Origin of the sequence: Kaistia algarum, assembly GCF_026343945.1 — a bacterium.
GTDB classification, from domain to species: Bacteria; Pseudomonadota; Alphaproteobacteria; order Rhizobiales; family Kaistiaceae; genus Kaistia; species Kaistia algarum.
Window position 1 is genome coordinate 37,185 of the sequence record NZ_JAPKNJ010000001.1, and the last position, 12,582, is coordinate 49,766.

The window sequence follows — 12,582 nt, forward strand, 5'->3', positions numbered from 1 at the left end:
CGACCCGCTCGACGGGTCGGAGATCAGGGAGCTCCGTTCGCTGGCAATCCGGCGCCGTAGCGCATTCCGTCGACGAGCAGCGCCACCATGCGTTCGGCATGGCCGGGGCGGTCTTCGCGGGCCTGCATGCCGAGACGGGCGGCTGCGTTCAGGAGTTCGTCCGGCTCGACATCGGCGCGGATCTCGCCCGATGCGATCGCAGCATCCAGCAGGGACTGCAACGCCGGCACGAGCCGTGACTGGAAATAGGCCGGCAGACAGCTGAAGGTCGGGTCGCCGGAATGCAGCGCTGAGGCGAGGCCGCGCTTGGTGGCGATGAAGGCGGCGTAACGCTGCATCCACCGCGCCAGCGCCTCCCCCGGCGGATAAGCCGCCGCGAGCGTCCGCGCAGCCGCCGCACAGGAATCGACCTCTCGGCGAAACACGGCGCCGACGAGATCGGCGCGTTGCGGAAAATGGCGATAGAGCGTTCCAACGCCGACGCCCGCCTTGGCGGCGATCTCCCGCACGGGCGCATCAACCCCGGACGCCGCAAAAACCGCCAGCGCCGCCTCCAGCAACGCATCCACATTGCGCTGCGCGTCGGCGCGCACGGGCCGGCATGCGTCCATCTCGCGAAGGGCGTCGTCGCCTGGTTCGACGGAGTCGTGACTCATCGCACGAAACTTCTCTTGCTAAACGGAACAATGTTCCATATAAAAACGGAATGACGTTCCGCTTCTGGTTATAGACCGGTGCGGCCGCATTGACCACCCATCCTATTCAAACAGGACATTATCATGTCTCCCACCCGCATTGCCCTCGTCACCGGCGCCAATCAGGGCGTCGGGTTCCAGCTTGCCAAGGAACTCGTGGCCAACGGCGTTACCGTCCTCGTTGGATCGCGCAATTTCGAGCGCGGCGAGGCTGCCGCCGGCCGGATCGGCGACGGCGCCATCCCGATCCAGATCGACGTCACGGATCTGGGCTCGATCGCCGCCGCGGCGGAGCGCATCCGCAACGAATTCGGCCGCCTCGATCTGCTGGTCAACAATGCGGGCATATCGAACACGCGCGAAGGCGCCGTCTCGATCGCGGACTACATCCAGACCAGCCGCGCCAGCAACGTGTCGCTCGATGAGGTTCGCGCCATCTGGGACACCAATGTCTTCGGCGTGCTCGCGGTCTATCAGGCGATGCTGCCGCTGCTGCGCCTGTCCGCCGACGCCCGCATTGTCAACGTCTCCAGCACCGTCGGCTCGCTCGCCACCAATGCCGATCCCGCCTTCCCCTATCGCTCGATCTTCGCCCCCGGCTACGCCGCTTCCAAGACCGCGCTCAACGCAATGACCCTCGCCATGATGATCGAACTGGAAGGTACGGGCATCAAGATCAACCTCGTCTCGCCCGGCTTCACCAGCACGAACCTCAACAATTACGAAGGCACGGAATCGCTCGAAGACGGCTCGCGCGAGGTGGTACGCGTCGCGCTGCTCGGCCCCGACGGCCCCACCGGCACCTATACGAGCTGGGAAAACGCGACGATCCCCTGGTGATCCGGTCGTCCACCCGCCCATTCACTTTAGGAACACGCCATGCATTACCGCACGCTCGGCAAGACCGGCATCAAAGTCAGCCCCTATGCATTAGGGGCGATGATGTTCGGAGGGATCGCCAATGCCGACCACGATGACGGCATCCGGATCATCCACAAGGCGCTCGATTTCGGCATCAACTTCATCGACACGGCCGACCGCTACAGCGCGGGCGAATCCGAGGAGATCGTCGGCAAGGCGCTCAAGGGGCGGCGCGACAAGGTCGTGCTCGCGACCAAGTTCTCGGGACCAATGGGCGAGGATCCCAACCGGCAGGGCGCTTCGCGGCGCTGGATCATGCAGGCGGTGGATGATTCGCTCCGGCGCCTGCAGACCGACCATATCGATCTCTACCAGATCCATCGGCCGATGCCGGACACCGACATCGAGGAGACGCTGTCGGCCCTGACCGATCTCATGCGGGCCGGCAAGGTGCGCGCCATCGGCTCCTCGACCTTCCCGGTCTCCGAGATCGTCGAGGCGCAATGGGTCGCCGAGCGGCGCGGGCTTGCTCGTTTCCGTACCGAGCAGCCGCCTTATTCCATTCTCGATCGCGGCATCGAGAGCGACATGCTGCCGACCTGCCAGCGCTACGGCATGGGCGTGATGGTGTGGAGCCCGCTGTCGAAGGGCATGCTGACCGGCCGCTATCGCAAGGGCCAGCCGCTGCCGGAGGGCGGCACGCGCGCCCGAATCTTCAGCCGGCAGATGTCGGATGAGCGCAGCCTCGACGCAGTCGAGCAACTCCTTCCGCTCGCCGCCGAAGCCGGAATGTCGCTCACCCACATGGCGATGGCGTTCGTCATGGCCCATCCGGGCGTCACCTCGGCCATCCTCGGCCCGCGAACCATGGCCCATCTGGACGACCTGCTCGCCGGAGCCGAGATTCGTCTTACCGATGAAATCATGGACCGGATCGACCAGATCGTCCCGCCGGGAACCGACGCAGGGCTGAACGAGGCGGCCTATCGTCCGCCGGCGGTGACGCAGCCAAGCCTGCGGCGGCGCCCTGCCGGGGAGCGCGCCGCCGCCTGATCGCCGCGCGGACGATCCGGAGCGGGAAAGCAGTGGGGGCGACGGACCCGCTCGCCCTCCCCTTCAATAACCCCGCGTTCCCCGCGCTTCGAGATCGAGCGCCGGGCCGACCGGGACGATGCCGGTCGGGTTGATGGTGCGGTGGCTCTTGTAATAGTGCTTCTTGATGTGGTCCATATCGACCGTCTCGGCGATACCCGGCACCTGGTAGAGTTCGCGCGTATAGGAAGAGAGTGCGGGATAGTCGGCGATGCGGCGGATGTTGCATTTGAAATGGCCGACATAGACCGGGTCAAAGCGGATCAGCGTCGACCAGAGCCGCCAATCGGCCTCGGTCGGCTCGCTGCCGGCCAGGTAGCGCTGCTTCGACAGGATGCCTTCCAGCCAGTCGAGGCTTTCGAACAGCGGAGCGACGGCCTCCTCATACGCGGCCTGCGTCGTCGCGAAGCCGGCGCGGTAGACGCCATTGTTGATGGTCGGATAGATCCGGGCGTTGAGCGCGTCGATCTCGGGCCGCAGTTCTTCCGGATAATAGTCCCCTGGCTTCGCGCCGACACCGTCGAAGGCCGAATTCAGCATGCGGATGATTTCGGACGATTCGTTCGAGACGATCGTCTTCCGCTTCTTGTCCCAGAGCACCGGCACGGTGACGCGGCCGGTGTAGGCCGGATCGGCCAGCGTATAGACCTCGTGCAGGAAGCGCTTGCCGTTGACCTTGTCGGGCGTGACGCCGGGGCCCTCGTCGAAGGTCCAGCCATTTTCCAGCATCAGCCAGTTGACGACCGAATAGTCGATCATCCCCTCCAGGCCCTTGAGCGCACGGAAGATCATCGTCCGGTGCGCCCAGGGGCAGGCCCGCGAAATATAGAGGTGGTAGCGCCCGGCCTCGGCCGGGAAGCCGCCCTCGCCGCTCGGGCCGGGGCTGCCATCCGCCGTTACCCAGTTGCGGAAACCGGCGGCCTGGCGCTCGAAGCGCCCGCCGGTATTGCCGGTGTCATACCATTGGTCGTGCCAGACACCGTCGATCAACAGGCCCATTTCGTCACTCCATCTCTTGCTGCCCATCATGTGCGGTTCGCACGGCGTGACACCAGAGGCACGCGCGGCGACAAACCGTTCACCGCTTCGCCCCGACGCTTGACCGAAGCCGCCCGGCGACGCATCGTCCACTGGGCTCCAACTTTCGGGGAATCGCGATCATGATCCGCGCGCTTATTGCCATGCTGATGCTTGCCCTTCTCGGTGGCGTCGCCGCGGCCGGATCGAGGGATCTCGACGATCCGACCGTCGGCGTCGGGCGCCTCAGCCGCGGCAGCGTTCCGCTCTGCGACCAGAACTCGGTGCTCGGCAATGTCGCCAGCCGCTATCGCTCCGTTCAGGCCGATCTCTGGCAGACTGGGCTCGCCATTGCCTCTGTCGGCCGTATCAACGAAACCGCGTTCGAGCCGGGCGAACTGCTCGATCGCCGCTTCTGCCATGCCAAGGTCGAGCTTTCGAATGGCCGGCCGGCGGATGTGTTTTATCTGATCGAAGAGCGCCAGGGCTTCGCCTCGATCGGCTGGGGCGTCGAGTTCTGCGTACCGGGACAGGATCCTTGGCGCGTTTATGACGGCGGCTGCCGGACTCTGCGTCCGTAAGTCCGATGCGCGGTCGGTTTCACCCAACCGCCCTTCTCGCCACATTGATTCTGCTTTTCGGCCTGGCGCCCGATTGGGCTCGCGCCGATAATCCTGGCGACTTCGCCTTCTATGTCCTGTCGCTGTCCTGGTCGCCGACCTATTGCGAGAGCAGCCAGGGGCGCAGCGATCGCATCCAGTGCGGCGGGCGGCCCTTCTCCTTCGTCGTGCACGGTCTCTGGCCGCAATATGAGCGCGGCTATCCGAGCGATTGTCCAAGCGCGGGACCGATGGGCGTCTCGGGCAGCATCATTGATGCCATGCTCGACATCATGCCAAGCCCCGGCCTCATCCGCCATGAGTGGCGCACGCATGGAACCTGCTCGGGGCTGCCGCAGCGGGCCTATTTCGATCTCATCCGCCGCGCCAGCGAGATCGTTCGCATTCCCGAGCGCTTCACCGACAATCAGGAAGCCGTGACCGTCTCGCCGCGCGAAGTCGAGGCAGCCTTCCGCGCCGCCAATCCCGGCCTGCCGGGCGACGGGATCGGCGTCGCCTGCGATTCCCGCCGCCTCAAGGAAGTGCGCATCTGCCTGACGCGCGACCTTTCCTTCCGCTCCTGCCCCGAGGTCGACCGCGCCGCGTGCCGCCGCGACCGGCTTGTCATGCCTCCCGTCCGCTGAAAGCTTCCCATGCTGGTCCTGCGCAGTTCCGACGCCTCTCCCTTCGGCCGCAAGGTCAAGATCGCGGCGCATATTCTGGGTCTGTTTGATCGTCTGCAGATCGTCGCCACCGATACGGCCGATCCGTCGGACGCCATCCGCCAGCAGAACCCGCTCGGCAAGATCCCGGCGCTGATCCTCGAGGATGGGACGGTGCTCTATGATTCCCGCGTCATCGTCGACTATCTCGACCATCTCGCCGGGGCCGGCCGGATCGTACCGATCGAAGCGGCCCGCCGCTATCCGGCGCTGGTGATGCAGGCGCTGGCCGACGGCATTCTCGATGCGGCATTGCTGCAGGTCTATGAGAAGCGCTGGCGCGAGGCGCCGCTGCATAGCGAGCGCTGGACCGAGCACCAGGCCGGCAAGGTGGCGCGCGGGCTAGCGGCGCTGGCCGAAACCGATCTCTCCGGTGAGACGCATGTCGGCCATATCACCGTCGCCTGCATGCTCGGCTATCTCGACCTGCGGTTCGCCGGAGCATGGCGGGCCGACTATCCGAGCCTCGTCGCCTGGCTCGACGATTTCGCCGAGCGGACCCCTTCCTTTGCCACGACGCGGCCCAAGGGCTGAAGTTACCGCGCCAAGCGCTCGCGGCCGCCTCATCGACCGAACGGAGTTTTCCATGGCATTTTCGATGCGCGACGCCGACCGGCTCGCCGAGATCCTGCATGAGGCGGCGGAGGTGGAGATCATCCCACGCTTCCGGCATTTAGGCACCGGCGCCATTCGCGAGAAGACCTCGGCCGAGGACCTCGTCACCGACGCCGATGTCGCCGCCGAGAAGCACATTGCAGCCGCGCTGGTAAAGGCATTTCCGGGCGCGATCGTCGTCGGCGAGGAAGGCGTTTCCGCCCGGCCGGCGCTGCTCGACGAGTTGGACGGCGCCGAACTCGCTTTCGTGGTCGACCCGGTCGATGGCACCAAGAACTTCGCCTCCGGCCTGCCGCTCTTCGGCGTCATGGCCGCGGTGGTCGCCAAGGGTGAGATCGTCGGCGGTGTCATCCTTGATCCGATCGGCGGCGACTGGTCGATCGGCGTCGCGGGCGAAGGTGCCTTCACCGTCACGAAAGAGGGCACGTGCACGCCGCTCGAAGTCGCCAAGGCCCTGCCGGCCGCGAAGATGACCGGCACCGCGTCCTGGTCGACCCTGCCGGAGCCGTTGCGCTCGCAGCTTTGCGCGAATCTCGCCCATACACGCTCGGCCGCGAACTACCGCTGCGCCGCGCACGAATACCGGATGATCGCCGCCGGCAGCAGCCATTTCGCGTTGTTCTCCAAGATCAATGTCTGGGACCACGCGGCCGGCTGGCTGCTGCATCGCGAGGCCGGCGGCTATTCCGCACGCTTCGACGGCAGCGCCTATCTGCCGGGCCACCGCGACGGCGGCCTTCTGTTCGCGCCCAGCGAGGCAGCCTGGCATGATCTGCATGCGGCTCTGTTCCAGGGAACGGAATACGCGGGCTGAGTTCCGCGAGCTGTTCTCCAAGGCAAGCAAGGCCGGCCCCCCGCCCCTCGCCCGCAATCGGGCGAGGGAATTGGGCGGCGGCCTTCATAGAGCTCGCCGCCGGGAATGAGTCCCCTCTCTCCCGCCTGCGGGTGAGGGCTGGGCTGAGGGCCTTTTCTTCGCATCCGCAAGCGAGCTTGACTCGATCCATGCCTCTTACTTATCCTCTCGGTTAAATTCGGAGGATGTCCATGCGGCCGCTGATTCTGAAGATGTCGATGTCGGCGGATGGCTTCGTCTGCGGGCCGAACAACGAGGTCGAGTGGGTCTTCTCCAGCATGGATGAAGGCGCCAATGGCTGGACGATGGACCTGCTCTGGAATGTCGGCGTCCACATCATGGGCAGCCGCACCTATTACGACATGGCGAGCTACTGGCCCTATTCGGCCGAAATCTATGCTCCGCCCATGAACGAAATTCCGAAGGTCATTTTCAGCCGCAAGGGGCTGATCGAGCCGCCCCGCGCGCGCCTCGCCGTGCAGCAATCGGATGGACAGGCGTCGCCCGGCGAGGCCGTCGCTGATCCCGAACGGCCGCTCTCCCGCTTCGAGGCGGAATGGGCAGAACCGCCCGTCTCGGATGATCTCGCCGGCGAGATTGCGCGGCTGAAGGCGGAGGACGGCAAGCCCATCCTCGCCCATGGCGGCGCCGGCTTCGCGCGCAGCCTGATCGCCGAGGGCCTCGTCGACGAGCTTCGCCTGCTGGTGCATCCGGTGCTGCTCGGCACAGGCAAGTCGATCTTCACCGACCTGCCCAAGCCGACCGATCTGAAGCTCATCAGCGCCACGGTCTTCGGCAGCGGCGCGATCGCGCAGGTTTACAGGCCGGGGTGAGCGTTCCCCGGCCTCTTTGAACCCTCCCCTTGAGGGAGGGCTCAAGCAAGAGCGGCTGATCCGACAGTTCGCCTCAGAACTTGTAGCCGACGCCGGCCCGGATCGTGTTGGTGTTGAGATCGGCATTGGCGCCCGTGCCGAGGCCGGTCTGGTAGAACTCCTTGCCGAAATCGGCGTACTGATATTCGACGCGGGCGATGATGTGGTCGGTAACTGCCGCCTCGACGCCGGCGCCGAGCGTCCAGCCCCAATGGGTGCTGTCCGTCGACATGGCACCGCTGTCGACCGTGGCGCCCGTGACCGCCGCGCCGCCCGTGCCATAGGCGAGGACCCGACCGAAGGAATAGCCGGCGCGCAATCGGGCGGTCGAATCCCAGTTCTGCTTGACGCTGCCATTGGCGCCGTAATTGCCGCTGAGATTGTCCCAGTTCAGATCGGCTTCGGCGCCGAGAACGATGTTGTTGCCGAGGTCGAAATTGTAGCCGCCAAAGCCGCCGAGCTTGGCGCCGTCGACATTCGGCGAGGCGGCGGAGAAGCCGTTGTCGACATTGAAATTGCCCCAGCCATAGCCAAGGATCGCGCCGAGATAGGGGCCGGTCCAGGTGAAGGCCGGAGTGACCGCCAGAGGCGCCGCAGCAGCGGGCTCATAGGTCAGGTCGGCGGCGAAAGCCGAGGCGGAGCCGATGGCGAGCGCCGCGGCGGCGAGGGAGAGGGTGCGGATACGCAGCATCTTTTTCTCCAGCATGCGAGACGAAAACGAGGCGCGACAAGCCCCGTCGCTGGAGCTGAATCAACTGCCGCAATGCGGCGAAACGGGACGGAAAATGGGGCGATATCGGGACATTCGCGATTGTTGCGAGAGGGTCGCATCGCCCGCTTAGGATATTGGAGGAATTCGTCTTTCTCGATTTCGCACGCGCTTCACTGGCGTGGCTGGCCTCATTTCCGGCACAGGCCTTTCCTCCGGTTTACGGAGGTTAAGCCGAGGCGCCGCAGAGTCCGATTTCATTAAGCATGTCGCCAAACCCGCGCTTGCGATGACCGAGGCGCGAGCTCTTCTGCGCCCCTGAGGGAGGCTCCGGGGGGAGACCGGTTTGCAGCGCATCGCCGGCGATGGAGCTTACCGAATCCGCAGCGCCGCCCTATCTACGAACGCGGCAATGAGGGGACGTTCATGGCGGATGCGAAGAAGGCGGCATTGGTGACCGGCGGGGCGCGGCGGATCGGGCGCGCCATCGCGCAGGATCTTGCCGCGAACGGTTTCGCCGTTGCCATCCATTGCTATCATTCCGTGACGGAGGCCGAGGGGCTCGCGGCAGATATCCGCGCCAGCGGCGGCGAGGCGATCGTCGTCACGGCAGACCTTGCCGATCTCGAAGCGGCCCGCGCCCTTCCCGCCGAGGTCGCGGCGCGATTGGGTCCTGCTACACTCCTCGTCAACAACGCCTCGATCTTCGAAGATGACGGCATCGGCAATCTCGATCCGGCTAGGTTCCAGCGCCAATTGGCCGTCAATCTGACGGCGCCGGTGCTGCTCGCCGATGCCTTTGCGAGTGCGCTTCCCGTCCCGCGCGAGGGGCTCGTCGTCAACATGGTCGATCAGCGCGCCTGGAAGACGACGCCAAATTACGTCTCCTACCAGCTATCGAAATCGGCCCTGCTGACCGCGACGCGAACGCTGGCGCAGGGGTTGGCGCCGCGCATCCGCGTCAATGCCATCGGCCCCGGCCCCACCCTGCCCTCGCCGCGCCAGGACCCGGCCGAGTTTCGCAAGCAGGCGGAAGCCGTCCTGCTCGGCCATGGGCCGGAACTCGACGAATTCGGGCGGACGATCCGCTATCTCTATGAGACACGCTCGATCACCGGGCAGATGATCGCACTCGACGGCGGCCAGCATCTTGCCTGGGAGACGCCCGACGTCGTAGGGATCAAAGAGTGAACGACGATCCGACTCAAGCTCCCATTCCCGGCGACGCTGCCGAACCCGAGGCGATCGAGGCGGCCGCCGAAGAGACCCCGTTCGAGGCGGGCGGCGAGCTGACGCCGCGCGGCCAGGGCGCGGCGGTGATCGCCGATTTCGTCACGCGGCTGCCCAACGCGCCCGGCGTCTACCGCATGTTCGACAAGAACGGCACCGTTCTCTATGTCGGCAAGGCGCGGAACCTCAAGAAGCGCGTCACCAGCTATACCCGCATCGGACTGCAGTCGAACCGGATCATCCGCATGATCCAGCAGACGGCGACGATGGAGTTCGTCACGACACGGACCGAGACGGAAGCGCTGCTGCTGGAAGCGAATCTCATCAAGCGCCTGCGGCCGCGCTTTAATGTTCTGCTTCGGGACGACAAGTCGTTTCCCTACATCCTGATCACCGGCGATCACGAGGCGCCGCAGCTCGTCAAGCATCGCGGCGGGCGGGCGCGCAAGGGCGACTACTACGGCCCCTTCGCCTCGGCCGGCGCGGTCGGGCGCACTGTGAACGCCATGCAGCGCGCCTTCCTGATCCGCACCTGCACCGACAGCGTTTATGAGAGCCGCACGCGGCCGTGCCTCCTGTTCCAGATCAAGCGCTGCTCGGCGCCCTGCACGCGGGAGATCTCGCTTCCCGATTATGCCGAACTGGTCAAGGAGGCGAAGGGCTTCCTCTCCGGCAAGTCAAACGCCATCCGCACCGACCTTGCCCGCGCCATGGAGGCGGCCAGCGCCGAACTCGATTTCGAACGCGCCGCGATCTATCGCGACCGCATATCGGCGCTCAGCCATGTTCAGGCGCATCAGGGTATCAACCCGCAAAGCGTCGACGAAGCGGATGTCATCGCCGTCGCCCAGGAGGGCGGGCAGAGCTGCGTGCAGGTGTTCTTCTTCCGCACTGGCCAGAACTGGGGCAACCATGCCTTCTATCCACGCGCCGACAAGAGCCTCGACGCGGCGGAAGTGCTCGGCGCGTTCCTCGCGCAGTTCTACGAGGACAAGCCCTGCCCGCGCCTGATCCTGATCAGCCACGAGGTCGAGGAGATGGATCTCCTCACCGACGCGCTTTCCGAGCATGCTGGCCACAGGGTCGAGATCGCGGTGCCGAAGCGGGGCGAGAAGAAGGACCTCGTCGACCACGCGCTCGCTAACGCCAAGGAGGCGCTCGGCCGCAATCTTGCCGAGACATCCAGTCAGGCGCGGCTTCTGGACGGCGTCGCCGCTGCCTTCGGCCTCGACGCATCACCGCGGCGCATCGAGGTCTATGACAACAGCCACATCATGGGCACCAACGCCGTCGGCGGCATGATCGTCGCCGGGCCGCTCGGCTTCGTGAAGAACCAGTATCGCAAGTTCAACATCCGCTCGGAGGAGATCACGCCGGGCGATGATTTCGGCATGATGCGCGAGGTGCTGACGCGGCGCTTCTCCCGCCTCGTCAAGGAGCATGGCTCGCGTGAGGCCGCGCCGCGCGACGAGGATGGCTTCGGCCCCTGGCCGGATCTCGTCTTCATCGATGGCGGCGCCGGCCAGCTTTCCGCCGCGCGCGGCATTTTGGAAGAGCTGGGCCTTACCGAGGACGTACCGCTGGTCGGCATCGCCAAGGGTCCCGACCGCGATGCGGGGCGCGAGAAATTCTTCATCCCCGGCCGCGAGGCCTTCATGCTGCAGCCGCGCGACCCCGTGCTCTATTTTGTGCAGCGCCTGCGCGACGAGGCGCACCGCTTCGCCATCGGAACGCACCGCGCCAAGCGCAAGGCCTCGCTGTCGAAGAGCCCGCTCGACGAGATCGACGGCATCGGCCCGACGAGGAAGCGCGCTTTGCTTGCCCATTTCGGCACGGCGAAATCGGTCGCGCGGGCGTCGATCCCCGACCTGATGAGCGCCCCCGGCGTGTCCGCGCAAATGGCGCAGACGATCTATGACTTTTTTCATGAGGGCGGGGAGTAGGCTCCCCGCCATCGCTGTTTCCGCTCAGGCCGCCCGCCCCCAGCGCGGGAACGGATCTTCCAGCTGCGCCGCTGCCTGGGTGAGGCCGGTCGTGACGCTGCCATACAGGCAGACGTCAAGGGCACTGCGGATCGCCGCTTCATCCATTTCGGGCCCGCCGATGAAGACGAGTTCCTGCCGGCGGTCGCCCCAGGTGGCGTTCCAGTGACGGCGAACCATGGAAACGCTCTCTTCGTCCTGCGGCCAGCGCTCGCGCGGCACCGCCGCCCACCAGCGGCCCAGCCCCTCCGTGCGCAGGATCGAACCGGCGATGGAGAGTTCGGCGAGCCATTCCGGCCGCGTCGCGATCCAGAAATGACCTTTGGCACGGATGACTCCAGGAAAACCGCGGCCGAGCGCCTCGTAAAGCCGGGCGGGATGGAACGGGCGGCGCGCGCGATAGACGAAGGAACTTATGCCGTATTCCTCCGTCTCCGGGACATGGCTGTCATAGTGATAGAGTTCCTTCATCCAGAGCGGATGCTCGCGCGAGCGCTCCTCGTCATAGAGGCCGGTATCGAGGATCAGATCGAGCGGCGCCTGGCCGAAATCTGTCTCGATGATGCGGGCATCGGCATTGAGGCCGCGCACGACGCGGCGCACATCCGCCAGCCGCTCCGGCTCGACGTCGCGCACCTTGTTGATGACGACGATGTCGGCAAACTCGATCTGCTCGGCCAGCAGGTCGGCCAGCGTGCGGAAATCGCCCTCGCCCGCCGTCTCGCCGCGCTCGGCCAGCAGATCCTGCGAAGTATAATCCTTGAGCAGGTTGACCGCGTCGACCACCGTCACCATCGCGTCGAGCGCGGCGATGTCGGAGAGCGACTGTCCCTTCTCGTCGCGAAAATCGAAGGTCGCGGCGACCGGCAGCGGCTCGGCGATACCGGTGCCCTCGATCAGCAGGCAATCGAACCGTCCGTCGTCGGCGAGGCGCCGCACCTCGGCCAGCAGATCGTCGCGCAGCGTGCAGCAGATGCAGCCATTGGTCATCTCGACCAGCTTCTCGTCGGTGCGCGACAGATCCGCCCCACCCTCGCGAACGAGATCGGCGTCGATGTTCACTTCCGACATGTCGTTGACGATGACGGCGACCTTGCGTCCTTCGCGATTGTTCAGGACATGGTTGAGCAGGGTCGTCTTGCCGGCGCCGAGAAAACCGGAGAGCACCGTGACCGGCAGGCGCCGATCAGAGACGGACAGACGCGACATGCGTTCCTCATGTAATGTTATAACGTAACATTCACAGGAAACGCCAAAGCTGGAGGGAATGCAAGGGGGTGGGGTGCGGCGTGTTGGCTTGGTGAGCGAGAGCGAGAGGCAGCAGCCGAAGGAAGA

The 12,582-nt window shown here is 65.7% G+C and carries 13 protein-coding genes; 9 read left to right on the forward strand and 4 right to left on the reverse strand.

Translation table 11 applies throughout. The features are described from left to right. Nucleotides 1-23 precede the first annotated feature (23 nt). The gene (locus OSH05_RS00170; protein ID WP_104218273.1) at nt 24-656 is read right to left on the reverse strand and encodes a TetR/AcrR family transcriptional regulator; all 633 of its coding nucleotides are present in this window, start codon (nt 654-656) and stop codon (nt 24-26) included. Between the two features lie 123 nt (nt 657-779). Between OSH05_RS00170 and OSH05_RS00175 the strand changes: the two genes are divergently transcribed. After that, entirely contained in the window at nt 780-1,535 is a 756-nt protein-coding gene (locus tag OSH05_RS00175) for an SDR family NAD(P)-dependent oxidoreductase (protein ID WP_104218274.1), read from the forward strand. A 39-nt stretch (nt 1,536-1,574) separates the two neighbouring features. Continuing rightward, nucleotides 1,575-2,609 (forward strand): aldo/keto reductase, encoded by a 1,035-nt coding sequence (locus tag OSH05_RS00180; protein ID WP_104218275.1) that lies wholly within the window; start codon nt 1,575-1,577, stop codon nt 2,607-2,609. 63 nt (nt 2,610-2,672) lie between these two features. On the opposite strand, the gene OSH05_RS00185 is transcribed toward OSH05_RS00180, so the two are convergent. Then, the gene (locus OSH05_RS00185; protein ID WP_104218276.1) at nt 2,673-3,647 is read right to left on the reverse strand and encodes a glutathione S-transferase family protein; all 975 of its coding nucleotides are present in this window, start codon (nt 3,645-3,647) and stop codon (nt 2,673-2,675) included. A 161-nt stretch (nt 3,648-3,808) separates the two neighbouring features. Here OSH05_RS00185 and OSH05_RS00190 point away from each other — a divergent pair, with 161 nt between their 5' ends. From OSH05_RS00190 to OSH05_RS00210, 5 genes are all read left to right on the forward strand, one after another. Further along, nucleotides 3,809-4,246, forward strand: coding sequence for a hypothetical protein (locus OSH05_RS00190; protein WP_104218277.1), 438 nt, complete (start codon nt 3,809-3,811; stop codon nt 4,244-4,246). A 5-nt stretch (nt 4,247-4,251) separates the two neighbouring features. Further along, the gene (locus tag OSH05_RS00195; RefSeq protein WP_104218278.1) at nt 4,252-4,908 is read left to right on the forward strand and encodes a ribonuclease T2 family protein; all 657 of its coding nucleotides are present in this window, start codon (nt 4,252-4,254) and stop codon (nt 4,906-4,908) included. A 9-nt stretch (nt 4,909-4,917) separates the two neighbouring features. Continuing rightward, the gene (locus OSH05_RS00200; RefSeq protein WP_207778720.1) at nt 4,918-5,520 is read left to right on the forward strand and encodes a glutathione S-transferase family protein; all 603 of its coding nucleotides are present in this window, start codon (nt 4,918-4,920) and stop codon (nt 5,518-5,520) included. A gap of 52 nt (nt 5,521-5,572) precedes the next feature. After that, nucleotides 5,573-6,415, forward strand: coding sequence for an inositol monophosphatase family protein (locus OSH05_RS00205; RefSeq protein WP_104218279.1), 843 nt, complete (start codon nt 5,573-5,575; stop codon nt 6,413-6,415). 230 nt (nt 6,416-6,645) lie between these two features. After that, on the forward strand, nt 6,646-7,287 hold the full coding sequence (locus OSH05_RS00210) for a dihydrofolate reductase family protein (protein WP_104218280.1): 642 nt from the start codon (nt 6,646-6,648) through the stop codon (nt 7,285-7,287). Between the two features lie 73 nt (nt 7,288-7,360). On the opposite strand, the gene OSH05_RS00215 is transcribed toward OSH05_RS00210, so the two are convergent. Beyond that, entirely contained in the window at nt 7,361-8,017 is a 657-nt protein-coding gene (locus OSH05_RS00215; RefSeq protein ID WP_104218281.1) for an outer membrane protein, read from the reverse strand. Between the two features lie 444 nt (nt 8,018-8,461). Between OSH05_RS00215 and OSH05_RS00220 the strand changes: the two genes are divergently transcribed. Together OSH05_RS00220 and uvrC are read left to right on the forward strand one after the other, a co-directional pair. Beyond that, nucleotides 8,462-9,226 carry an SDR family oxidoreductase gene (locus OSH05_RS00220; RefSeq protein ID WP_104218282.1) on the forward strand — a complete coding sequence of 255 codons (765 nt, stop codon included), beginning with the start codon at nt 8,462-8,464 and terminating at the stop codon, nt 9,224-9,226. Continuing rightward, entirely contained in the window at nt 9,190-11,208 is a 2,019-nt protein-coding gene (gene uvrC / locus OSH05_RS00225; protein ID WP_104218283.1) for an excinuclease ABC subunit UvrC, read from the forward strand. Before OSH05_RS00220 ends, uvrC begins: the two co-directional genes overlap by 37 nt. A 24-nt stretch (nt 11,209-11,232) precedes the next feature. On the opposite strand, the gene OSH05_RS00230 is transcribed toward uvrC, so the two are convergent. Next, complete coding sequence (locus tag OSH05_RS00230; RefSeq protein WP_104218788.1) at nt 11,233-12,447, reverse strand: GTP-binding protein; 1,215 nt, start codon at nt 12,445-12,447, stop codon at nt 11,233-11,235. Nucleotides 12,448-12,582: the final 135 nt, after the last annotated feature.

Bases quoted from the DNA above. Each gene is read 5' to 3' on its own strand.
- OSH05_RS00170 (WP_104218273.1), bottom strand. From the start codon at position 656: ATGAGTCACGACTCCGTCGAACCAGGCGACGACGCCCTTCGCGAGATG.
- OSH05_RS00175 (WP_104218274.1), top strand. From the start codon at position 780: ATGTCTCCCACCCGCATTGCCCTCGTCACCGGCGCCAATCAGGGCGTC.
- OSH05_RS00180 (WP_104218275.1), top strand. From the start codon at position 1,575: ATGCATTACCGCACGCTCGGCAAGACCGGCATCAAAGTCAGCCCCTAT.
- OSH05_RS00185 (WP_104218276.1), bottom strand. From the start codon at position 3,647: ATGGGCCTGTTGATCGACGGTGTCTGGCACGACCAATGGTATGACACC.
- OSH05_RS00190 (WP_104218277.1), top strand. From the start codon at position 3,809: ATGATCCGCGCGCTTATTGCCATGCTGATGCTTGCCCTTCTCGGTGGC.
- OSH05_RS00195 (WP_104218278.1), top strand. From the start codon at position 4,252: ATGCGCGGTCGGTTTCACCCAACCGCCCTTCTCGCCACATTGATTCTG.
- OSH05_RS00200 (WP_207778720.1), top strand. From the start codon at position 4,918: ATGCTGGTCCTGCGCAGTTCCGACGCCTCTCCCTTCGGCCGCAAGGTC.
- OSH05_RS00205 (WP_104218279.1), top strand. From the start codon at position 5,573: ATGGCATTTTCGATGCGCGACGCCGACCGGCTCGCCGAGATCCTGCAT.
- OSH05_RS00210 (WP_104218280.1), top strand. From the start codon at position 6,646: ATGCGGCCGCTGATTCTGAAGATGTCGATGTCGGCGGATGGCTTCGTC.
- OSH05_RS00215 (WP_104218281.1), bottom strand. From the start codon at position 8,017: ATGCTGCGTATCCGCACCCTCTCCCTCGCCGCCGCGGCGCTCGCCATC.
- OSH05_RS00220 (WP_104218282.1), top strand. From the start codon at position 8,462: ATGGCGGATGCGAAGAAGGCGGCATTGGTGACCGGCGGGGCGCGGCGG.